The sequence below is a fragment of the Longispora urticae genome (assembly GCF_053902585.1).
In genome coordinates, this window is the sequence record NZ_JAQZSH010000007.1 from 63567 (window position 1) to 85706 (window position 22140).

19 protein-coding genes and 2 pseudogenes are annotated in these 22140 nt (G+C 72.7%); 20 read left to right on the plus strand and 1 reads right to left on the minus strand.

The window, feature by feature from the left end; genetic code table 11:
- Nucleotides 1–9 precede the first annotated feature (9 nt).
- The 19 genes and pseudogenes from PT931_RS03270 to priA all read left to right on the plus strand — a co-directional run bounded on the left by PT931_RS03270 (nucleotide 10) and on the right by priA (nucleotide 17473).
- The gene (locus tag PT931_RS03270; protein WP_363728471.1) at nucleotides 10–687 is read left to right on the plus strand and encodes a cell division protein SepF; all 678 of its coding nucleotides are present in this window, start codon (nucleotides 10–12) and stop codon (nucleotides 685–687) included.
- 18 nt (nucleotides 688–705) lie between these two features.
- Nucleotides 706–1008: a YggT family protein gene (locus PT931_RS03275; RefSeq protein WP_363728472.1), complete on the plus strand. Its 303-nt coding sequence runs from the start codon at nucleotides 706–708 to the stop codon at nucleotides 1006–1008.
- A 50-nt stretch (nucleotides 1009–1058) separates the two neighbouring features.
- Entirely contained in the window at nucleotides 1059–1868 is an 810-nt protein-coding gene (locus tag PT931_RS03280; RefSeq protein ID WP_363728473.1) for a DivIVA domain-containing protein, read from the plus strand.
- 31 nt (nucleotides 1869–1899) lie between these two features.
- Nucleotides 1900–2754: a hypothetical protein gene (locus PT931_RS03285; protein WP_456244206.1), complete on the plus strand. Its 855-nt coding sequence runs from the start codon at nucleotides 1900–1902 to the stop codon at nucleotides 2752–2754.
- A gap of 59 nt (nucleotides 2755–2813) precedes the next feature.
- Complete coding sequence (locus PT931_RS03290) at nucleotides 2814–3092, plus strand: DUF167 domain-containing protein (RefSeq protein WP_456244274.1); 279 nt, start codon at nucleotides 2814–2816, stop codon at nucleotides 3090–3092.
- A 536-nt stretch (nucleotides 3093–3628) separates the two neighbouring features.
- Nucleotides 3629–4060, plus strand: coding sequence for a TraR/DksA family transcriptional regulator (locus PT931_RS03295; RefSeq protein WP_363728579.1), 432 nt, complete (start codon nucleotides 3629–3631; stop codon nucleotides 4058–4060).
- Between the two features lie 50 nt (nucleotides 4061–4110).
- Nucleotides 4111–4602: a signal peptidase II gene (gene lspA, locus PT931_RS03300; protein ID WP_456244207.1), complete on the plus strand. Its 492-nt coding sequence runs from the start codon at nucleotides 4111–4113 to the stop codon at nucleotides 4600–4602.
- Nucleotides 4599–5528, plus strand: a complete 930-nt coding sequence (locus tag PT931_RS03305; RefSeq protein WP_456244208.1) for an RluA family pseudouridine synthase — start codon at nucleotides 4599–4601, stop codon at nucleotides 5526–5528. Before lspA ends, PT931_RS03305 begins: the two co-directional genes overlap by 4 nt.
- Nucleotides 5529–5537: 9 nt before the next feature.
- Complete coding sequence (locus PT931_RS03310; RefSeq protein WP_456244209.1) at nucleotides 5538–6533, plus strand: hypothetical protein; 996 nt, start codon at nucleotides 5538–5540, stop codon at nucleotides 6531–6533.
- 75 nt (nucleotides 6534–6608) lie between these two features.
- Nucleotides 6609–7511, plus strand: a pseudogene (locus PT931_RS03315) (MinD/ParA family ATP-binding protein); the annotation flags it as partial.
- Between the two features lie 79 nt (nucleotides 7512–7590).
- The gene (dnaE, locus tag PT931_RS03320; protein ID WP_456244210.1) at nucleotides 7591–11124 is read left to right on the plus strand and encodes a DNA polymerase III subunit alpha; all 3534 of its coding nucleotides are present in this window, start codon (nucleotides 7591–7593) and stop codon (nucleotides 11122–11124) included.
- Between the two features lie 248 nt (nucleotides 11125–11372).
- On the plus strand, nucleotides 11373–12008 hold the full coding sequence (locus PT931_RS03325; protein WP_456244211.1) for a DUF2567 domain-containing protein: 636 nt from the start codon (nucleotides 11373–11375) through the stop codon (nucleotides 12006–12008).
- A gap of 506 nt (nucleotides 12009–12514) precedes the next feature.
- Complete coding sequence (hisD, locus tag PT931_RS03330) at nucleotides 12515–13804, plus strand: histidinol dehydrogenase (RefSeq protein ID WP_456244212.1); 1290 nt, start codon at nucleotides 12515–12517, stop codon at nucleotides 13802–13804.
- A gap of 104 nt (nucleotides 13805–13908) precedes the next feature.
- Nucleotides 13909–14964: pseudogene (locus PT931_RS03335) on the plus strand (histidinol-phosphate transaminase); the annotation flags it as partial.
- On the plus strand, nucleotides 14961–15560 hold the full coding sequence (gene hisB, locus PT931_RS03340; RefSeq protein WP_456244213.1) for an imidazoleglycerol-phosphate dehydratase HisB: 600 nt from the start codon (nucleotides 14961–14963) through the stop codon (nucleotides 15558–15560). The pseudogene PT931_RS03335 and the gene hisB, both read left to right, overlap by 4 nt.
- Before the next feature lie 52 nt (nucleotides 15561–15612).
- Complete coding sequence (locus PT931_RS03345; RefSeq protein WP_456244214.1) at nucleotides 15613–15765, plus strand: hypothetical protein; 153 nt, start codon at nucleotides 15613–15615, stop codon at nucleotides 15763–15765.
- Nucleotides 15762–16364 (plus strand): imidazole glycerol phosphate synthase subunit HisH, encoded by a 603-nt coding sequence (hisH, locus tag PT931_RS03350; RefSeq protein WP_456244215.1) that lies wholly within the window; start codon nucleotides 15762–15764, stop codon nucleotides 16362–16364. Before PT931_RS03345 ends, hisH begins: the two co-directional genes overlap by 4 nt.
- 78 nt (nucleotides 16365–16442) lie before the next feature.
- Nucleotides 16443–16757, plus strand: a complete 315-nt coding sequence (locus PT931_RS03355; RefSeq protein WP_456244216.1) for a hypothetical protein — start codon at nucleotides 16443–16445, stop codon at nucleotides 16755–16757.
- On the plus strand, nucleotides 16754–17473 hold the full coding sequence (priA, locus tag PT931_RS03360) for a bifunctional 1-(5-phosphoribosyl)-5-((5-phosphoribosylamino)methylideneamino)imidazole-4-carboxamide isomerase/phosphoribosylanthranilate isomerase PriA (RefSeq protein ID WP_363728484.1): 720 nt from the start codon (nucleotides 16754–16756) through the stop codon (nucleotides 17471–17473). Before PT931_RS03355 ends, priA begins: the two co-directional genes overlap by 4 nt.
- A gap of 55 nt (nucleotides 17474–17528) precedes the next feature.
- On the opposite strand, the gene PT931_RS03365 is transcribed toward priA, so the two are convergent.
- Complete coding sequence (locus PT931_RS03365) at nucleotides 17529–20261, minus strand: AAA family ATPase (RefSeq protein WP_456244275.1); 2733 nt, start codon at nucleotides 20259–20261, stop codon at nucleotides 17529–17531.
- 200 nt (nucleotides 20262–20461) lie between these two features.
- Here PT931_RS03365 and PT931_RS03370 point away from each other — a divergent pair, with 200 nt between their 5' ends.
- The gene (locus PT931_RS03370) at nucleotides 20462–22114 is read left to right on the plus strand and encodes a proprotein convertase P-domain-containing protein (protein ID WP_456244217.1); all 1653 of its coding nucleotides are present in this window, start codon (nucleotides 20462–20464) and stop codon (nucleotides 22112–22114) included.
- The last annotated feature ends 26 nt before the right edge of the window (nucleotides 22115–22140 follow it).

A 22140-nucleotide genomic window follows, 5' to 3' on the forward strand; every position in this document is an offset into this window, starting at 1 on the left:
GGAGACGCTATGGGTGCTCTGCGGAAGGCCGGCGTCTGGCTCGGCCTCATCGAGGATGACGAGGACCGCTACGCGGACGAGAACGACAACGGCCGCTACACGGAGCGTGACCGTCGGCCCAGCTCGCGGGACCGTGATCGGGATCGGGACCGCGACCACAGGTACGACGAGTACGAGGACGAGGAGCCCGAGGCGCACCACGAGGACTCCCGGGGCCGTCAGCACGAGGAGGACGCCCCGCGCCTGCGGGCCGCCGCCGCGGCGATGGAGACCCGTGCGGAGCGGGCGAGTGTCCGGCCCCTGCGCGATGGTCGGGCCGGTGTGACGACCCTCACTCAGGACAATCTCGCGCTCGCTCCGCAGGTGCAGCTCCGCGAACGGGCGGTCGTGGTGGAAGAGGACGACACGAACTACCGGATCATGACCCTGCACCCCACCACGTACAACGAGGCACGGACGATCGGGGAGCGGTTCCGGGACGGAACGCCCGTGATCATGAACCTCACAGAGATGGACGAGGCGGACGCCAAGCGACTGGTCGACTTCGCGGCCGGCCTGGCCTTCGGACTCCGGGGTACGATCGAGCGCGTCACCAACAGGGTGTTCCTGCTCTCACCCGCCAATGTCACAGTGACCGCTGAGGACAAGGCGAAGATCGCCGAGGGCGGGTTCTTCCACCAGAGCTGAAGCGAGGGCGCAGGGCCGGTGCTGTCGAACGTAGTCCAGGTCGTCTACCTGCTCCTATACGTTTTTTTCCTCTTCCTGCTCGCCCGCATTGTGCTGGATTGGGTTCGCTCCCTGTCCCGCCGCTGGCGACCCGGCCGTGGGGCCGCAGCGGCGATGGAGTGCGTGTGGAGCGTCACTGAACCACCCCTTCGGGCGTTGAGGCGAGTGATCCCATCGCTCAGGATTGGTACGGTGAGCGTGGACCTGGCCTTCCTAGCTCTGCTCGCTATCGTGTTAGTGCTGATGTATTTCGTAGTAGGGCCTCTGGTCCAGGCGGCCTAGCCGCCGGGACCGTGTGACCGCGCGGCCTCTAACTGACCCGAGGAGTTCCGATGCCGCTGACCCCGGCCGACGTGCACAACGTCGCCTTCAAGAAACCCCCGATTGGCAAGCGGGGCTATGACGAGGACGAGGTGGACGCCTTCCTCGACGAGGTCGAGCGCGAGCTCGCCCGACTGATCGAGGAGAACACCGACATCCGCGCGGCCAGCGCCGCCGGTGGCCGTCAGGCCCCCGCTGGCGGGGGGAACGACCCGCGCCTCGTCGCTGAGCTGACCGACCTGAAGGCGCAGTTCGAGCGCGTCCAGCGGGAGAAGGCTGCCGCCGAGCAGGCCGCCCGGCAGATGCAGCAGGAGCTGGAGCAGATCAACGCCGGTGGCGGAGCCGCCGGTGGCGACGCCGGTGAGCAGCAGGCGCTCCGGGTGCTGATGATGGCGCAGCGGACGGCCGACGACCACGTCGCCGACGCGCGCCGTGAGGCCGACAAGGTGCTCGCCGAGGCCCGGGCCAAGGCCGACGAGGTCACCCGGGACGCGCGCGGCAAGGCCGAGGCGCTCGAGCGGGACGCGCGGCAGCGGCACCAGGAGGCCATGGGCGGCCTGGAGACGAAGCGCAACGCGCTGCAGAAGCACCTCGAGGAGCTGAAGGCCTTCGAGCGGGAGTACCGGACGCGCCTCAAGGCGTACCTGGAGAGCCAGCTGCGGGACCTGTCCGGCAAAGGCCAGGGGCTCGAGGACGAGCTGACCCGGGCCGAGAGCGGCCGGAGCAACGGCACCCCTGCCGGCGGGCTGGCCACGGCCGGTCTCGGCGGCGGCGGGTACGGTCCGGCGGGGCGCAACAGCCTCGACGGTCCGGGCCGCTGACCATCCACCTGTGACGCGGCGGGGGTGAGCCGTGATAGTCGGAAGTCTCCTGCTCATCCTCGTCGCGGCGGTGCTCGTCGTCGTCGGGCTGATCCAGGCCTCGAACGTGCTGTTGATCAGCGCGATCGTGCTCTGTGGGGTGGCGGCGGTCCTGGTCTACCGGGGCTCCCGCCAGCCGATCACCGCCCCGACGACGGCACCCCGGGCGACTCTCGCCGCCCCGGGTCGGGTATCCGACACGCCCCCGGTCGACCTGTCCGGGGAGTCCGTCGACGAAGCCCTGCCCGACCGGTACGCGGAACGGGTCCGGCGGGCCGAGCGGCTCGCGGCGGCCGAGGTGGCGCATCCGGACTGGTTCGGGTCGCGACCCGGTGACGCGGGCGACGCGTCCCAGGACGACGCCGACGCCCCGCCCGGACACATCGGAACCACCGCTGTGCTCAGCAGCGCCGGATCCGTTACCCACGGTGACGATCTCGACGCGCACCGCACCGAAGCCGTCGACCACGGCTCCGACTCCACTCCGCACACCGCGCCACCGGCTGAGCCGGTCTCCGCGCCGCCGCCGGGCCATCTCGGGGGCTCGGCGTTCGCGGGACCGGCCAACCGCGCCGCGGCCGACGGGGACGACGAGCTGGAGTACGAGGACGACGACCCCGAGGACGAGCCGCCCGCGCAGGACGTCGCGCCGGCGGTCGCCTCCCGGATCGGCCGGCTGACCACCCGGGTCTGGGTCGTCGACGGCCGGCCGCGCTACCACCTCTCCGGCTGCCACCACCTGGTCGGCCGCGATCCCGAACCCCTGCCGGTCGGTGAGGCCCAGGCCCTGGGCTTCTCGCCGTGCGGGCTGTGCGAGCCGGCGACCACGCTCGGCGGCCGGAGCTGACCAGCCGGGAGGGCGCCCCCGACCCCGGCCGGGCGAATGCCACGGACCCCGGCGGGACGCTGACCATCGCGGTCCGGGTCCGCCCCGGCGCCTCCCGGACCAAGGTCGGCGGCAGCTACGCCGGGCCGTACGGGCCCGCGCTCGTGGTCGCGGTGTCCGCCCCCGCCGTGGACGGCCGGGCCACCGAGGCCGTGCTCAGGGCCGTGGCCAGCGCGTTGGGCCTGCGTCCGCGTGCCGTGGCGCTCCGGACCGGGCATACCAGCCGCGACAAACTCCTCACCGTCGAACCGGACACCCCGCAGGTCGCGGGACGGTTGCGCGATCTTCTCGAGTCGTGACCGGTTTGGTGGGGCTGGGCGTAAAATTGTAAAAACGCGTCCTCAGGTGTGGCGTGTTTGTGGCTCGGCGATTCGTTACGTATTCTTGCCACCCTCTGGAGTGCGCGGCGCCCCGCCGCGTACCCATTTTTTCTCTCTTGGGGGCAGTCATGGCCGAGCGTGCGGGGGTTTCGCGGAAGGTCGCTCCGGTCAAGGCTGCCAAGGTCACCGCCCCGGTCACGGCGGCGAAGACCGCCCCGGCCAAGGCGGCCAAGAGTGCGGTCAAGAAGGCCGCGCCGAAGGCCGCCCCCGAGGGCACGGAACCCGCCACGCAGGCGGCGCCCGCCACGAAGAAGGCCGCCGCGGCGGCCTCGAACACGACTCGAACGCCGAGGGTCGAGAAAAGGACTGCGGCGGGTGCCGAGATCGCCGAGGATGCCAAGCCTCGGGTAGTGACAGGTTCGAAGACCAGTAAGGCCGCCGGGACCCAGGCCCCGGCGACACCCCCCGTGAAGGCACCGCCGACCGCCGCGCGATCCGCGGCCAAGGGAGCGACGATGGCCAAGCCAGCCGATACCAGTACGGCCACCAAGAGCGTGGCCGGTAAGACTGCCCGTGGCTCCGCCCGGAGTGCCTCGGACACCGACAAGATCCGCGTCGCGCTCTCCGATCGGCTCACCGAGCTGCGCGGCGAGTACGAGCAGATGATCACCGATTCCAACGAGATGCAGCGCGAGCGGCTCACCGACTCGGCCGGCGACGACCAGGCCGACACGGGGACGAAGACCTTCGAGCGCGAGCAGGAGATCTCGCTGGCCAACAACCTCCTCGAGCGGGTGACCCAGCTGGAGCGCGCGCTCGAGCGGGTCGACGAGGGCGGATACGGCCACTGTGAGAAGTGTGGCAACGCCATCCCGGTCGAACGCCTGGCCGCTTTCCCGTCCGCTACCTTGTGTGTGACGTGTAAGCAGCTGGAGGAGCGGCGCTGAGTACCCCGGAATCCCAAGAAACAGGACACAAGCAGCGGCCAGTACTGTGGTTGGCGCTCCTCGCGCTGGCCACGCTGGCCGTTGACCTTGGCACGAAGACCTGGGCGCTGTCCGCGCTGGAGGGCCGCGAGCCCGTCCGGCTGCTGGGCGGCGCGCTGTACCTGAGCTTCGCCCGCAACACGGGGGCGGCGTTCAGCCTGGCCAGCGGGTACACGGTCGTGTTGACCCTGGTCTCGCTGACCGTGGTCGCGGTCATCATCCGGTTCGCCAGCCGGTTGCGCTCGATGCCCTGGGCCATCGCCCTCGGGCTGATCCTGGGCGGCGCGACCGGCAACCTGGTGGACCGCCTGTTCCGCGCGCCGGGCCCTCTGCGGGGCGCGGTGATCGACTTCCTCAGCCTGTTCGACAAGCACGGCGACGTCTGGCCGATCTTCAACTTCGCGGACACCGCGTTGGTCTGCGGGGTCGGCCTGGCCGTCGTACTCGAACTGACCGGGCGCCGGCTCAACGGCACCCGCGTCGTGAAGGCGGAGAAAGCATGACAAGTCGCACCCTGCCCGTGCCCGACGGTCTGGACGGCCTGCGCCTGGACCAGGCGGTGTCCCGGCTGACGGGCGTCTCCCGGACCGTCGCGGCCGACCTCGCCGAGGACGGCAACATCCTCCTCGACGGCGTCCGGGCCGGGAAGTCCGACAAGGTGAGGGCGGGCTCCTGGCTGGAGGTCACCCTGCCGCCGCCGCCGGAGCCGCCGAGCATCACGCCCGAGCGGATCGACGGCCTGGTCGTCGTGCACGACGACGACGACATCGTGGTGGTCAACAAGCCGGTCGGCGTCGCGGCGCACCCGAGCCCCGGCTGGTCCGGGCCGACCGTGATCGGCGGGCTCGCCGGCATGGGGTACCGGATCTCGACCAGCGGCGCGGCCGAGCGCCAGGGCGTCGTGCACCGGCTCGACGTCGGCACCACGGGCCTGATGGTCGTGGCGAAGAGCGAGGTCGCGTACACGGTGCTCAAGCGCGCCTTCAAGGAGCGCACGGTCGAGAAGCGCTACCACGCGGTGGTCCAGGGCCACCCGGATCCGTCCCGGGGCACGATCGACGCCCCGATCGACCGGCACCCGACCGCCGACTACCGGTGGGCCGTGATGTCCGGCGGCAAGCCGAGCGTGACGCACTACGACACGCTGGAGGCCTTCCCGGCCGCGAGCCTGCTCGACGTGCACCTCGAGACCGGCCGGACCCACCAGATCCGGGTGCACTTCTCCGCGCTGCGGCACCCGTGTGTCGGAGATCTGACATATGGTGCGGACCCGTCCCTGTCGGCCAGGCTCAAACTGGACCGCCAGTGGCTGCACGCGCGCACCCTGGGCTTCGCCCACCCCGGTACCGGGAACTACGTTGAGTTCACCAGCGATTACCCTGAGGATCTGGAGCGGGCGCTGCGCATCCTGCGGGGTGACGCTCCCTAGGGAGTCGTCGTGCGTGACCTGCTCCACCGGCTGGACCGGCGGGTGGTGCCGCCGCTCGCCGCCGCCGTGCGGCGGGTGACCGGTGGCCGGAGCCGCCGGGCCGCCCTGGCCGCCGTCGGCATGACCCTCGCCATCGCCGTCCTGCTCGCCGCCGTGCTGTCCGCGCGCGAGCCGGTGCCGGGCCGGGGGCAGGACGCGGGTACGCCGCTGCGGGTCGGGGTGGCCGACGGCGACTCGGTGCCGGCGTACGTGGCCGGGGCCAAGGTGCGGCTCGCCAGTGTGGACCGCCCGACCATGGCGCTGGTGTCCCTCGCCGCGTACCTCGGGCCCGACCGGCTCGGCGCCCTGCTGGAGAGCGCGCACCCCTCCCGGGTGTACCTGCGGGTCCCGCTGCCCGGCATCTCCACCGAGGTCATCGCGGTCGACGTGCGCCGGCTGCCCGACGACGTGCTCACGGGGATGGACGCCGCCGCCCAGCGCAAGGAGGGCGAGATCGGCACCGCGCGCCGCCTCGCCGGCCGGCTGACCGGCGACAGCCCCCAGGAGCGGGAACTGCGCGAGGAGTACGAGGCGCGGGCCGCCCAGGCGGGGCTGGAGGCGACGGCGTACCGGGAACACTGCTCCTGCGTGTACGCGGCCGTCGTGCGGGCCGCGCCGCCCACCCTCACGGAACTGTCCCGCCGGCCCGGGGTGCGCGCCGTGGACCCGACCCCGGGGCTCGACCGGCCGGAGCAGGCGGTGTTCCAGCCGCTGCTCCCCGAGCAGCACACGGTGGTCTCCGACCCGGCGGACCCGCAGCCCTCCCCGTCGCCCACGCCGACCCCGGCCCCGAGCCCGTCGCCGGCCCGGACGCCCGACCGGCCCGGCCCGACGGCCCCGCCGACCGGCCCGATGCCGGAGTGGCCCGCCTCACCCTCGCCGACCCCGACCCTCGCCGGGACCCGGACCGACTCAGGTTCGCGCACCCAGCCCCTGTCCGGAGCGTTAGGTAACCGAATACGCTGACGTGTCGAGGCGGCCGGCGAGAGGACGAACACAGTGGCGGAGCGAACCGAGGCTGGCTGGAGCCGGCCAGGTGAGGCGGCGCCGCGCTGGCGGAGTCTCCTGGGGCGTGGCAGGGGTGATCGTGGCGCGGACCACGGCGACCCCGTGAACGGCGGTCAGCGGGCCGCTCAGGCGTCCGCCGTGGACGAGTACGTGGCCCGGCTGCGCCGCGACATGGGCCCGGCCAAGGTGGTGGCGTTCGCCAACCCGAAGGGCGGGGTGCACAAGACCACCGCGACGGTGCTGTGCGCGGCCACGATCGGCAGCGCCCGGGGCCGGGGCGTCCTGGCGTGGGACGACAACGAGCTGCGCGGCACCCTGGGGCTGCGCGCCGGCAGCGCCCGGCACGCGCGCACGATCCGGCACCTGATCGAGAACCTGGTCGAGGTGGAGAACTCCAGCGGCGAGGAGCTGCGCGACCGGCTCGACGAGTTCCTCCGGCACGCCGCCGACGGCTCCTACGACGTGCTGGCCGGCGACGAGGACCACCGGGTGGCCCGGCTGCTGGACCCGCCGATGGTGTGGCGGGTGCTGGAGCTGCTGCGGCGTACCCATGACGTGATCTGTGTCGACACCGGCAACAACGTCGAGAGCGCGAACTGGCAGACCGTGATCAAGGCCGCCGACCAGCTGGTGGTGACGTCCGTCCCCCGGGAGGACGCGGCGTTCACGGCCGACTGGATGCTCGACCTGCTGGAGGAGATGGGCATGGGCGACATCGTGGCCAATGCCGTGACGCTGCTGTCCTGCCCGACGCCGACCCCGTCGCCGATGCTCGGTGACCTGGTCAAACACTTCCAGAGCCGGACCCGGACAGTCGCTGTCGTCCCTTATGACCCCGCTCTGGAATCCGGATCGAGCATCGACTACGCGAGCCTGAAGCCGGAGACCCGGATGGCGTGGTTACAGGCTGCGACGGCGGTCAGCGACGGCTTCTAGGGGGCGTGCCTCGATCGGATCCGTCGGCGGCTCCGGTTAGGCTCGGGGTGTTCCCCGACTCCAGAGGAGGCCCCCGCCGATGAGTGACTCTTTTGTGCATCTGCACGTGCACACCGAGTACTCGATGCTGGACGGCGCGGCCCGGATGAAGCAGCTGTTCGCCGAGGTCAACCGGCAGGAGATGCCGGCCGTGGCGATCACCGACCACGGCAACATGCACGGGGCGTACGACTTCTACAAGCAGGCCACCGCCGCCGGGGTGACCCCGGTGATCGGCGTCGAGGCCTACCTGGCGCCGGCCTCCCGGTTCGACAAGAAGCGCATCAACTGGGGCACGCCCGACCAGAAGAGCGACGACGTCTCCGGTAACGGCGGCTACACCCACATGACGATGTGGGCCCGCAACGCCGAGGGGCTGCACAACCTCTTCCGGCTCAACTCGCGCGGCTCCATGGAGGGGTACTACTACAAGCCCCGGATGGACACGGAGCTGATCGCGGAGTACTCGGCCGGGATCATGGCCACCACCGGCTGCCCCTCCGGCGAGATCCAGACCCGGTTGCGCCTCGGGCACACCGAGGAGGCGTTGAAGGCCGCCGCGAAGTACCAGGACATCTTCGGCAAGGAGAACTTCTTCCTCGAGATCATGGACCACGGGCTGTCCATCGAGCGCCGGGTCCGCGACGGCCTGATCGAGATCTCCCGCAAGCTGAACATCCCGCCGGTGGTCACGAACGACTCGCACTACACCCGGCCGGAGGAGGCCGACGCGCACAACGCGCTGCTGTGTGTGCAGTCCGGCTCGCTGCTGAGCGACCCGAACCGGTTCAAGTTCGACGGCGACGGCTACTACATCAAGTCCGCCGACGAGATGCGCGCGATCGACACCTCCGACATCTGGGCCGAGGGCTGTCGGAACACCCTGCTGGTCGCCTCCAAGGTCGAGACGGAGGGGATGTTCAAGTTCAAGAACCTGATGCCCCTGTTCCCGGTGCCGGACGGCGAGACCGAGGACTCCTGGTTCCGCAAGGAGGTCTGGGCGGGGATGGACCGGCGCTGGCCGGACGGGTACGACGAGGAACACCGCGCGCAGGCCGAGTACGAGATCAACATGATCCTGCAGATGGGCTTCCCCTCGTACTTCCTGGTGGTCTCCGACTTCATCATGTGGGCGAAGAACAACGGGCACTCCGTCGGACCGGGGCGTGGCTCGGCGGCCGGCAGCATCGTGGCGTTCGCCCTGGGCATCACGGACCTCGACCCGCTCGCGCACGGCCTGATCTTCGAGCGGTTCCTCAACCCCGAGCGCATCTCGATGCCGGATATCGACATCGACTTCGACGAGCACGGGCGCAACGAGACCATCAAGTACGTCACGGACAAGTGGGGCGCGGACCGGGTCGCGCAGATCGCCACGTTCGGCACGATCAAGGCCAAGGCCGCGATCAAGGACTCCGGCCGGGTACTCGGCTTCCCCTACGCCCTCGGCGACAAGATCACCAAGGCCATGCCGCCGGCCGTGATGGGCAAGGACATCCCGCTGTCGGGCATCTTCGACCCGAAGCACCCGCGCTACGCCGAGGCCGGCGCCGTCCGCGACCTGGTCGCCAACGAGCCCGACGTGGCGAAGGTGATGGAGGTCGCCAAGGGCCTCGAGGGCCTGGTCCGGCAGACCGGCGTGCACGCCGCCGGCGTCATCATGTCCGCCGAGCCCCTGATCGACCACGTGCCGCTGTGGCGCCGCGACGCCGACGGCGCGATCATCACCCAGTTCGACTACCCGACGTGCGAGTCCCTCGGCCTGCTGAAGATGGACTTCCTCGGCCTGCGGAACCTGACGATCATGGCCGACGCCGTGAAGAACGTCGAGCACACCACCGGTCAGAAGATCGACCTGCTGACGCTGCCGCTGGACGACCCGAAGACGTACGAACTGCTCGGCCGCGGCGACACCCTGGGCGTGTTCCAGCTCGACGGCGGGGCCATGCGCCAGCTGCTCAAGCTGATGAAGCCCGACAGCTTCGAGGACATCTCCGCCGTCCTCGCGCTGTACCGCCCGGGTCCGATGGGCGCGAACTCGCACATCAACTACGCGCTGCGCAAGAACAAGCAGCAGGAGATCACCCCGATCCACCCGGAGCTGGAAGAGCCCCTGGAGGAGATCCTCGGCCTCACCTACGGCCTGATCGTCTACCAGGAGCAGGTCCAGCGCGCCGCGCAGAAGCTCGCCGGCTACTCCCTCGGCCAGGCCGACAACCTGCGCCGGGCCATGGGCAAGAAGAAGAAGGAGGTCCTCGACAAGGAGTTCGTGCCGTTCGAGGCGGGCATGCTCGAACGGGGCTATTCCCCCGAGGCCATCAAGGCGGTGTGGGACGTCCTGGTCCCCTTCGCCGACTACGCGTTCAACAAGGCGCACACCGCCGCGTACGGGCTGATCTCCTACTGGACCGGGTGGCTGAAGGCGAACTACCCGGCCGAGTACATGGCCGCGCTGCTCACGTCCGTCGGCGACGACAAGGACAAGATGGCGATGTACCTGGGCGAGTGCCGCAAGATGGGCATCAAGGTGCTGCCGCCGGACGTGAACGAGTCCGCCGGCGCGTTCACCCCGATCGGCTCCGACATCCGGTTCGGCCTGGGCGCGGTCCGCAACGTCGGTACCAACGTGGTGGCCTCGATCGTGGCCACCCGCGGGTCCAAGGGCAACTACACGTCGTTCCCCGACTTCCTGTCGAAGTCCGAGCTGGTGGTCTGCAACAAGCGGACCGTCGAGTCGCTGGTCAAGGCCGGCGCGTTCGACTCCCTCGGCCACACCCGCAAGTGCCTGGTCGAGCTGCACGAGTCGGCCATCGACGCGGTGGTCGGGCTCAAGCGCCAGGAGGCCGTGGGGCAGTTCGACCTGTTCGGCGGGCTGGAGGAGAGCTCCGACGACGGCCTGGTGGGGCTGGACCTGCAGTTCACGCCGACCGAGTGGCCGCGCAAGGAGCTCCTCGCCTTCGAACGCGACATGCTCGGCCTGTACGTCTCCGACCACCCGCTGGCCGGCGCCGAACGGATCCTGAAGGCCAACTCCGAGCAGAGCATCGTCGAGGTGATCGACGAGGACGTCAACGACCGGATGCCCGTCACCATCGCCGGCATGATCTCCGGGGTGCAGCGCCGGATCACCAAGCAGGGCGCGAGCTGGGCGATCGTGATGCTGGAGGACCTGGACGCCTCGGTGGAGGTGCTGTTCTTCCCCAAGACGTACGAGCTGCTGTCGCACCACCTCGCCGAGGACATCGTGGTGACCGTCAAGGGCCACGTGAACAAGCGCGACCAGGCGATCAGCGTCGTCGGCTCGGACATGCTGATCCTGGAGGTCTCCGAGGCCGATCTGGCGGCGAACCCGCCGGTGGTGCTGAACTCCACCTGGGACAAGATCGTCGAGCCGACCGTGCACGAGCTGAAGCGGATCATCCTCGGGCACCGGGGCGACTGCATGGTGCACCTGCGGCTGCGCAGCCGGTCGGGGGACACCCTGCTGGCGCTGGGAGCGGACCTCAAGGTGCGCAACGACGTGGCGTTCCGCTCGGAGATCAAGACCCTGCTGGGCGCCGGGGGCGTCGACTAGGCCGGTGAGCCGCGGTGCCCGGGCCCCCGCGTGCGGGCCCTGGCCGGGCGAGCCGCGCGCCGTGGCCGCGCCAGGTCCGGCGGCGGGCCGTCGCGATCGTGGGCGCGGTCCGGCGAGCAGGTCCGGGCCCCGGTCGGCCGAGCTCCGCGTCGATCCGCCGCATCGGCCCGGAAAGGGTGTTTTCGCAGGTGGTGGGCCCCGGAACGCGGGGCCCGGCGCAACCTGGCGTCCGCACCTAGGATGGGCGGGTGAGCACCCCGGAGAAGTATCCGACCCCGCCGCCCCCGATCTGGCCGGAACCGGCCGTCTACGGGACCCCCGCCCCGCCCCGGCCGCGCCGGGACTGGCCGCGGGAGATCCTGGCCGGGCTGCTCGTCGTCCTGACGATCTCCGTCCTGGGCGCCCCGCTCGGCGTGCTCTGGTCGGCGCTGGCCCCCCGGGTGCTGGTGCAGATGACCGCCGACGGGCCGCTGCTCGTCGACGCGGAGCCGGAGGAGTACGTGGGCTCCGATGTCGTCTTCACCCTGATCGGCCTCGCGGTGGGCGTCCTGCTCGGGCTCGGCGTCTGGCTGCTGCTCCGCCGGTGGCGCGGCGCCGCGGTGCTGATCGGCCTGATGGTCGGCTCGCTGCTGGGCGCGTGCGTCGCCTGGCAGATCGGCCGCCGGATCGGGCTCGACGACTACGCCGAGATCAAGCGCACCGCCCAGGCCGGCTGGCAGTTCTACCGGCCCCCGTCGCTGAACTCGGGCGAGTTCTTCCGGGTCCTCGGGATCCCGGTGTTCCCGCGCGGCGCGCTGGCCGCCCAGGCGCTCGCGGCCGTGTTCACCTACACGATGATCGCCGGGTGGTCGCGCTTCCCGGGCCTGCGCCCGGGTTCGGACTGAAGATCAAGATCATCGGAGGGTTACGAGTGGGGGCGTGACCGGCCGCGAAGGCACCCGGCCACGGGTGTCGGAGCGACTGGGCCGGTCGTCGGCGCGCCAGCCGGGGACCGGGCGGCCTCATGCCCGGGGTGGCGCGGATCGAGCCTCGCGACCTCGGGGCGGACCCTCCCAGGGGTGCTTCCGGTGCCCCGGGTCGGCCACGTCGGCGGTGGTGCCGGACCCGGGGCGCCCCGGGGGGTCGGGTGCTGGACGCGGGTCGCTCCGCGCGGGTGGTGATGCTGAACCCGGTGTGCTCCGCGTGGGCGGAAGGCGGGTGGGCGCGCCGCAGCGGAGGTGGTCGGTGCGGGCGGGGAGGCACGTTCCGGCGGTGGGAGGTGGGCCGGGCGGGCGGCGTACCCGTCGATGGTCGCGGATCTTGATCTTGGGCGGAGTGACCCTGGTCACGGGCCGATCGGATGCTGGGACCGACCCGTCCGGTGGCTGGGAGCGCCGACTAGGCTGAACGGGTGCTGAACCGCATCGACCTCCGGGGTGACACCAGGGATCCGCGCGGGCTGCTGCCCCGCGCCCGGTTCGACGTGACCGCCGCGATCGAACAGATCCGGCCGGTCGTGGAGGCGGTCCGCGAGCATGGGGCCGCCGCCGTCAAGGAGGCCACGCATCGGTTCGACCGCGTGGAGACCCCGGTGCTGCGGGTGCCCGAGGCGGAGATCGCGAAGGCGGCCGACGCCCTGGAGGGCCCGGTCCGCGCGGCCCTCGAGGAGGCCATCGCCCGGGTCCGCGTCGTGCACGCCGCCCAGCTGCGCCCCTCGCACACCACCACGCTCGCCCCCGGCGGCACCGTCACGGAGAAGTGGCTGCCCGTCGGCCGGGTCGGGCTCTACGTGCCCGGCGGCCTGGCGATGTACCCGTCGAGTGTCGTCATGAACGTCGTCCCCGCCCAGGTCGCCGGCGTCGGCCAGATCGTCGTCGCGAGCCCCCCGCAGGCCGACAACGACGGCCTCCCCGACCGCCGGGTGCTCGCCGCGTGCGCCCTGCTCGGCGTGACGGAGGTGTACGCGATGGGCGGCGCCCAGGCCATCGCCGCCCTCGGCTACGGCACCGAGGAGAACCGCCCCGTCGACATGATCACCGGGCCGGGCAACATCTGGGTGACCGCCGCCAAGCGCCTGCTCCGGGGCACCGTCGGCATCGACTCCGAGGCCGGCCCGACGGAGATCGCGATCCTCGCCGACGCCACCGCCGACCCGGCGCACGTGGCCGCCGACCTGATCAGCCAGGCCGAACACGACCCCCTCGCGGCGAGCGTGCTGGTCACCACCAGCGTCGAACTGGCCGACGCCGTCGAACGCGAGCTGGACACCCGGGTCGCGGCGACCAAGCACCACGAGCGGGTCCGCGAGGCGCTGACCGGGCCGCAGTCCGGCATCGTGCTGGTCATCGACATCGAGCAGGGCCTGGCCGTGGTCGACGACTACGCCGCCGAGCACCTGGAGATCCAGACCGCCGACGCGCCGGCCGTCGCCGACCGGGTCCGCAACGCGGGCGCCATCTTCGTCGGGGCCTGGTCCCCGGTGTCCCTCGGCGACTACTGCGCCGGCTCCAACCACGTGCTGCCCACCGGCGGGTGCGCGCGGCACTCCTCCGGGCTGAGCACCCACACGTTCCTCAAGGCCGTGCACGTCATCCACTACGACGAGGCGGCGCTGCGGGAGGTCGCCGGGCACGTGGTGACCCTCGCCGAGGCGGAGGACCTGCCGGCGCACGGCGAGGCCGTCAGCGCGAGGTTCGCGTGACCGGGGCCCGACCCGTGGCCGGGACTGACGCCGGACCCGGGGCTGAGGCCGGGGCCGACGCCGCGCGCGGGACCGGAGCCGCAACCACGCGCGAGGCTGAGGCCGGTAGCGCCGGGCTGCCGATCCGGCCCGAGTTCCGGGGCATGTCGCCCTACGGCGCGCCGCAGCTCGACGTCGCCGTCCGGCTGAACACCAACGAGAACTCCTACCCGGTACCCGCCGAGGTCGTCGACGCGATCTCAGCCGCCCTCGGCGCGGAGTTGTCCCAGCTCAACCGCTACCCCGACCGGGACGCCGTCGCCCTGCGCGCCGCCCTGGCCGACTACCTGGGCGTCACCACCGCCCAGGTCTGGGCGGCCAACGGCTCCAACGAGGTGCAGCAGGAGATCCTCCAGGTGTTCGCGGGCCCGGGGCGTTCGGCGCTCGGGTTCACGCCCACCTACTCGATGCACCCGCTGCTCGCGCTCGGCACCGGCACGACCTGGATCCCGGGGGAGCGCACCGCCGACTTCGGCCTCGCCGACCCGGTGGCCCAGGTGCGCGCGGCGGACCCGGACGTGGTGTTCCTGTGCTCGCCCAACAACCCGACGGGCACCGCGCTGGACCTGGACACCATCCGCGAGGTCGCGCGCGCGGCCCGGGGCATGGTGGTCGTGGACGAGGCGTACGCGGAGTTCCGCCGGGCCGGTACGCCCAGCGCGCTGGACCTGCTGCCCGAGTTCCCCCGGCTGATCGTGACCCGGACGATGAGCAAGGCGTTCGGGTTCGCGGGCGGCCGGCTCGGGTACCTGGCGGCGAGCCCCGCGGTCGTGGACGCGGTGCAACTGGTCCGGCTGCCGTACCACCTGTCGGCGCTGACCCAGGCCGCCGCCCGCGCCGCGCTCGCGCACCGCGACGTCCTGCTCGGCACCGTGGCCGCCATCAAGGAACAGCGGGACCGGATCGTGGACTCCCTGCGCGGACTCGGGCTCGCGGTGGCCGACTCCGACGCGAACTTCGTCCTGTTCCAGGTGGGCGGCGACCAGGCCGTGTTCTGGGAGAGACTGCTGGCGGCGGGCGTCCTGGTCCGCGACGTCGGCCTGGCCGGGTGGCTGCGGGTCACCGCCGGCACGGCCGAGGAGACCGACGCATTTCTGCGGGCTGTGAAGGAGTCACTGTGAGGACCGGACGGGTCGAGCGGGTCACCAAGGAGACCAAGGTCCTCGTCGAGCTCGACCTCGACGGCGGCCCGGTCACGGTGTCCACCGGGGTCGGCTTCTACGACCACATGCTGCACCAGCTGGGCAGGCACGGCGGGATCGGCCTGAACATCGCCGTCGAGGGCGACCTGCACATCGACGCGCACCACACGCTGGAGGACACGGCGATCGGGCTGGGCGACGCGTTCGCCGAGGCGGCCGGGGACAAGATCGGGGTGCGCCGGTTCGGGCACGCGATCGTGCCGCTGGACGAGGTGCTCGTCCAGGCCGTGGTCGACCTGTCCGGCCGGCCGTACTGCGTGCACGAGGAACCGCTGGGGCTCGCGCCGACGATCGGGCCGGCGTACCCGACGAGCATGACCCGGCACATCTGGGAGTCGTTCGCGCACCATGCGAGGATCACCCTGCACGTGACCGTGCAGCGGGCCGCGCGGCCCGGAGCCCAGCCCGACGCGCACCATGTGGTGGAGGCCCAGTTCAAGGCCGTCGCCCGGGCGCTGCGGGACGCGATCCGGATCGAGGGCACGGACGTTCCTAGTACCAAGGGAATTCTGTGAGCATCGTGAGCGACCCGGCGAGGCCGTTTTTGCCGAGCTGTGGAGTGAATCAGTGAGCATTGTCCTTCTCGCCCTCGCGGGCATCCTGTTCGGCGGCGCGTGGTCGTTGCAGCAGCAGGAGCGGTCGAAGGTCGCGGTCGCGATCGTCGGCCTGCTCGGCGTGTTGTCGCTGGCCGGCGGCATCCTGTGGATGTTCCCGAAGTGAGGCGCGTCGTCGTCCTGGACTACGGTTCGGGCAACCTGCGCTCCGCCGAGCGGGCCATGGTCCGGGCCGGCGCGGACGTCACGGTGACCGACGACCTGACGCTCGCGGCGGAGGCCGACGGACTGGTCGTGCCCGGGGTGGGCGCCTACGCGGCGTGCGTCGCGGGCCTGCTGGACCTCGGCGGTGACGCGACGATCCGGGAACGGCTCCGGACGGGGCGGCCGGTCCTGGGCATCTGCGTGGGCGCGCAGATCATGTTCTCCTCCGGCGACGAGCACGGCACGCACACCGAGGGCCTGGGGCTGCTGCCGGGCGGGGTGACCCGCCTGAAGGCCCCCGTGGTGCCGCACATGGGCTGGTCGCCCGTTGTCGCCGCGCCGGGGTCGGTGCTGTTCGAGGGCGTCGAGGGCGAGCGGTTCTACTTCGTGCACTCCTACGCGGCGCGGCCGTGGGCCGCCGCCGGGGTCACCACGGCCACGCACGGCGAGGAGTTCGTCGCGGCGGTCGAGGACGGGGCGTTGTCGGTGACCCAGTTCCACCCGGAGAAGTCCGGGGACGCCGGGGCGCGGCTGCTGCGCAACTGGGTGGCGACGCTGTGACCGGTCGCGAGGCCGGGGCGGCGTGCCCTGCCCGGGCCGCGATGACGGAGGGCGCGCTGGCCCGGACCGGGGCGCGCCGTGGCTAAGGAGCGGGCGAAGAAGCGCGCCGCCCGGCTCGCCGAGGGCCAACAGCGCCGGCTGAAGGCGGAGCGCAAGGAGGCCCGGCGCCGCCGGCTCCGCGCGCTGTTCCGCCCCCGCCGGCGGGGTACCGGCCGGATCAGCCCCCGCCGCAGTCGCGCCGAGCGGGCCGGCATCGTGCTGGTCGCCGCCGCGCTCATGTTCCTCACCTGGTTCTACCTGGACTCGTTCCCGGCGCAGCTGGCGATCACGCTGCTGCTCCTGGTGGCGAGTCCCGCCCTGATCGTGATGACCCTGGACCGGAGAACCCGATGACGCTGGAACTGCTGCCTGCCGTGGACGTCGCCGACGGGCAGGCGGTGCGCCTGACCCAGGGCGCCGCCGGCACCGAGACGTCGTACGGCGACCCGTTGTCCGCCGCGCTGGACTGGCAGAACCAGGGCGCGGAGTGGATCCACCTGGTGGACCTGGACGCGGCGTTCGGCCGGGGCTCGAACGCGGCCCTGCTGGCGGACGTGGTGGCCCGGCTGGACACGAAGGTGGAGCTGTCCGGCGGGATCCGGGACACCGCGTCCCTGGAGGCGGCCCTGGCCACGGGCGCGACCCGGGTGAACATCGGCACCGCCGCGCTGGAGGACCCGGAGTGGTGCGACCGGATCGTCGGCGAGTACGGGGACCGGGTCGCGATCGGGCTGGACGTCCGGGGCCGGACCCTGGCGGCACGGGGCTGGACGAAGGACGGCGGCGACCTGTACGAGGTGCTCGACCGCCTGGAGCGCGCGGGCTGCGCCCGGTACGTGGTCACCGATGTCACCAAGGACGGCATGCTGTCCGGCCCGAACCTGGAGCTGTACCGCGACCTGTGCGCGCACACCTCGAAGCCGGTCGTGGCCAGCGGTGGGGTGTCCACGCTGGACGATCTGCGCGCACTGTCCACGGTCGAGGGTCTCGAGGGCGTGATCGCGGGCAAGGCGCTCTACGCGGGCGCGTTCACCGTGACCGAGGCGCTGGCGGTCCTCCGGGAGGCGTGATCCGGGGCCCCCGGCACGCGTCCGGCCCCCTCGGCGGCGCGCTCCGCGCGCCGCCTCACCCCCGCAGCAACGTACTCAGCTGCGTCCGCGACCGCACCCCCAGCTTCCGGTACACCCGGGTCAGCGTCGCCTCCACCGTCTTCACGCTCAGGAACAGGGTCGCGGCCACCTCCCGGTTGCTCGCGCCCTGTCCGACCAGCTCCGCGATCCGCGCCTCGGTCCCGGTCAACGGCTGGATCACCGCGGCACGGGGCTCGGCCGGCCCGCTCTCCAGCCGGTCGAGCGCCGTCGCGGCCAGGGTCACCCAGGGCCGCGCCCCGGTCTGTTCGAACGCCTCCAGCGCGGCGGCCAGCACCTCCCGGGCGGCCCCGCGCCGCCGACGCCGCTTCTCGACCTGTCCCAGCGCCAGCAGGGTCCGGCCGTGCTCGACGGGCAGCCCGAGCAGCGCGAAGTCCAGCGCGGCCCGGTCGAGGAGGTCCACGGCCCCGGCCGCGTCGCCGAGCGCGGACCGGTAGATGCCCTCGGCGCGGCTGAGGGCGGCGAGCACCCCGGGGCGGTCGAGGGCCAGGGCGGTGAGCCGGGTGGCCGCGATCAGGGCGTACCCCTCGTCGGGGTCGCCGGCGGCCACGAAGGCGGTGGCCAGGTCCGCGTGCCAGCGCAGCAGGGCCGGGTCGAGGACGTAGCCGGCGGTCTCCAGCTCGCGGACCCGGCGCAGGGCGGTGACCGCGCCGGTGGCGTCGCCGGTGATGAGCTTGACCAGCCCGTACACGTGCAGGTTGCGGGACAGGAACACGACGTCGTGCTCCTCCTCGGAGGCGTGCGCGCCGCGCTCGGCGTAGCCCAGGGCCCGGGCGAAGCTGCCGCCGGTGGCCTCGACCTGCGCCATCGTGAACCAGGACGGGCCCGGGGACAGGCCGGCCTCCTCGCTGACGGTGACGGCCCGGTGCGCGTGGTCGAGGGCGGCCACGCACCGGCCGGACTTGGCCTCCACCTCGGCCAGGCTGCGGAGCACCTCGATCAGGTCCTCGGCCCCGGTGCGCTCGGCGACCGGGAGCAGGCCGAGCAGGGCGGCGCGGGCCTGGGGCAGCTGGTCGTCGTACACGGCGTGCCGGGCGGCGAGGTAGCTGGGCGTGTTCCGCAGTCCCATCGGGGCCTCGGGGGCGTCGCAGGCGAGCGCGCGGGCCAGGGTGCGGCCGGAGTCCGGTACCCCCAGGATGCGTTCGACCCGGGCCTGCATCGTCAGCGCCATCGCCTCGATGACCCGGTCGCCACCCTGGGCGGCCAGGGTCGCGGCGCGCGCGGCCTCGGTCCGGGCCCGCTGCGGGGAGCCCTCGGACAGGTTGGCCCGCCAGGCGAGGCGCAGGTGCACGGCGGCGAGCAGCGCGGGTTCGTCGGCGGCGTCGGCGACGGCCCGGGCGAACGTCTCGTCCAGGTCGTCGAGGGCCTGGCCGGCGGCGTCGATGATCGCCAGGTGGGCCCGGACCCGGACGGCGGGCGCGGTGGCCCGGGCGAGCAGGGCGTCGGCGGCCCACCGGGCCAGGTCGGTGCGGCCGGCGTGCCCGGCCTCCTCGGCGGCGGTCAGCAGCCGCTGCTCGGCGCCCTCGGGGTGGCAGAGCGGGGTGCGTTCGGCGGCGAGGATGTGCAGCTCGGCGGAGCAGGCCCGGTCGCGGGCGGCCCGGCCGGCGGCGCACAGTTCCTCGGCGAGTTCCTCGTCGGGCACGTCGGTGGCCAGGGCGCGGTGCCGGATCCGGTCGACCGGGTCGGCGGCGTGCTCGGCGAGCAGCGCGTGCCACCCGGTCCGGTCGGCCCAGGACGCGTCGGCGGTCAGCGCGGTGGCCAGCACGCCGGCCGTGAACGCGACCGTCCCGCCGTCGGACACGGTGACCAGTCCGGCGGTCTCGGCGAGGGCCAGGTCCTCGGCGGCGGTGTCCCGGCCGACCCGGCGCAGCAGGCTCACGGTGGGCGCGGCGGTGAGGGCGGCGGGCAGCAGGGTGGCCAGGACGTGGTCGGGCACGGCGGCGAGGCGTTCGCGGATCAGGTCGCGGAGCCGTTCGGGCAGCGTGACGTCCTCCAGCGGCCGGGTGCTGCCCGCGCCGGCGGCGACGGCCCGCCCGATCTCCAGCATCAGGTACGGGTTCCCGCCGCTCGCCGCGTGCACCGGCCCGACGAGCCGGCAGGGCAGCCCGTGCGCCTCCAGGAACGCGGCGACATCGTCGGAGCTCAGTGGCGGGACGGCGAGTTCGGTGACCGGCGAGGGGCACAGGGCCCGGCCCCGGCCGCCGCAACCGTTACGCTCCGCGACGATCAGGGGGATCGGGGGCTGGCCGCGGCGGTGGGCGTACCCGAGGACGGCGGCGCTCTCCGGGTCGGCCCACTGGACGTCGTCGAGGACGATCAGCCGGGGCGCGTACTGGCGCAGCAGGCTCGCGACGGCGATCCGCAGGGCGAGCCGGTCGGGCTGGCCGGGCACCGGGTCGGCGAGCCGCAGGACGGCGTGCGCGGCGGCGCGCTGCGGCCCGGGCAGGGCCTCGACCAGCTCCTCGGGCAGTGCGGCGAGTACCTCGGCGACCAGGCTGTAGGGCGTGCTGGCGTCGGATCGCAGGGCGCTGGCCCGCAGGCAGGGCCCGTCCGTACCGTCGACCAGCGCGTCGAGGAGCGCGGTTTTGCCGGCGCCGTCGGGGCCGGTGAGCAGGACCTGGCCGCCCTGGGCGAGCCGGGTGTGCATGTCGGCGAGCAGCTCGTCCCGCCCGACCAGGGCGAGGGTGACGGCAGGGCCGATGAGTCGCACTGTCAACCCCCCAATCGACTCGATTGTCTCGATGACGTTACTGCACAATTCCTTAACGCAGGGTGAAAGGCAACGCCGATCTTGTCACCGTGAAATAACTTTCCGTGACTATCCGTAGGGACAAGGGAAACCTCCATATCCCGTACGCCCGTCGATCCCTAGCGTTCTGACGCACACCGACGATCAACTGAGGATGTGCGATGAAACGCAGGATCTGGCTGGCCGTGACCACGGCCGCACTGGTGACGACGGGAGTGGCGCTCGCCTATCCGGCCCTGGCCGGGTACTCCGGCGCCGGCGGCGCGGCCGCGTCCCCCGAACTGCTCGCCGGCATGCAGCGCGACCTGGGCCTCACCGCCCCGCAGGCGAAGACCCGCCTCGACCAGCAGGAGACCGCCCACCGGGTCGCCGGGTCCCTCGACCGGGAGCTGGTGGCCAGCTCGTGGTTCGACCCGGCGACCGGCAAGCTCACCGTCGCGGTGTCCGACGAGGCCTCGGCCGCCCGGGTCCGGGCCGCCGGCGGGGTGCCGCAGACCGTCGCGCGGTCCGCCGCGGAGCTCGCCGGCATCGCGCGGAACCTCGGCCGGCTGGCCGAGGGCGGGGCGCCGGGCGTGGCCGGCTGGGGCGTGGACGCGCGGACCAACTCCGTCGTCGTCTCCGTGTACGACAACGTCGCCGCCGCCGACTTCACCGCCCGCGCGAAGGCCCTCGGCGACGCCGTGCGGGTCGAGCAGGTCGCGCGCCCGTACGCCCAGCAGACCGGGGTCGTGCAGGCCGGCGACCCGTGGTGGCCGGGCACGGAGACGTACTGCTCCGTCGCGTTCGCGGCCACCGACTCGGCCGGCGCCAGGCACTTCGTGACCGCCGGGCACTGTACGAACGACTCCAACCAGGCCGCGTACGGCAAGAACTCCTCGGGTACCAAGGGCGAGCAGCTCGGTACGTCCAATGTGGGCGGCAGCCGCAGCGTCAACGCGCGCGAGGGCGACATGGGCGTCGTGGCCGTCAACCACGCCAACGCCTGGACGCTCAGCAACGCCGTGAACACCTGGGGCGGCGCGGCCGTCAGCGTCAACGGCGTCGGCGAGGCCGTCGTCGGCACCGCGATCTGCAAGTCCGGCAACACCAGCCACTGGACCTGCGGCACGGTCACCGCGGTCAACCAGTCCGTCAACTACGGCAACGGCCTGGTCATCGACGGCCTGACGAACACCAACGCGTGCTCGGCCGGCGGCGACTCCGGCGGCGCGTACGTGATGGGCACCGGCACCACCGCCAAGGCCGTGGGCATCCACTCCGGCGGCGGCAACGGCTGCGGTCAGAGCGACCCGAACACCATCTTCCAGCCGGTCAGCGAGGCGCTCACCAAGTGGGGCCTGACCCTGGTCGCGGGCGGGTCGACCCCGACCACGGCGCCGCCGACCTCGCAGGCCCCGACCACCCGGCCCCCGACGAGCGCGCCGCCCACCACCCGGCCGCCGACGTCCCAGCCGCCGACCACGGCCCCGCCCGCCGGCCGGACCTTCACCAGCACCCAGGGCGGCTTCATCCCCGACCCGGGCACGCTGAACAGCCCGGTCACCTCGAACGCCTCCGGCAGCGCCGCGGGCACGGTCACCGTGAAGGTCACCGCCTCGCACTGGTGCGGCTCGGACCTGGCCGTCGTGCTGGTGGCGCCGAACGGGGCGCAGTACCCCCTGAAGGAAGCGACCGGGAGCTGCACCACCTACTCCGGCGGCACCTACCAGGTCCCCGGGGTCAGCTCGCCGGCCGCCGGCACCTGGACGCTGCGGGTGACCGACACGAAGTCCTGGAACTTCGGCAACCTGTCGGGCTGGTCTATCACGGTATGACCGGTTTCGGGGCCACCGCACGCACC

What these genes read in the sequence shown, in the direction of transcription:
- PT931_RS03270 (WP_363728471.1), top strand. Translation starts at nt 10, where the DNA reads ATGGGTGCTCTGCGGAAGGCCGGCGTCTGGCTCGGCCTCATCGAGGAT.
- PT931_RS03280 (WP_363728473.1), top strand. Translation starts at nt 1,059, where the DNA reads ATGCCGCTGACCCCGGCCGACGTGCACAACGTCGCCTTCAAGAAACCC.
- PT931_RS03295 (WP_363728579.1), top strand. Translation starts at nt 3,629, where the DNA reads ATGGCCAAGCCAGCCGATACCAGTACGGCCACCAAGAGCGTGGCCGGT.
- PT931_RS03305 (WP_456244208.1), top strand. Translation starts at nt 4,599, where the DNA reads ATGACAAGTCGCACCCTGCCCGTGCCCGACGGTCTGGACGGCCTGCGC.
- dnaE (WP_456244210.1), top strand. Translation starts at nt 7,591, where the DNA reads ATGAGTGACTCTTTTGTGCATCTGCACGTGCACACCGAGTACTCGATG.
- priA (WP_363728484.1), top strand. Translation starts at nt 16,754, where the DNA reads ATGACGCTGGAACTGCTGCCTGCCGTGGACGTCGCCGACGGGCAGGCG.
- PT931_RS03370 (WP_456244217.1), top strand. Translation starts at nt 20,462, where the DNA reads ATGAAACGCAGGATCTGGCTGGCCGTGACCACGGCCGCACTGGTGACG.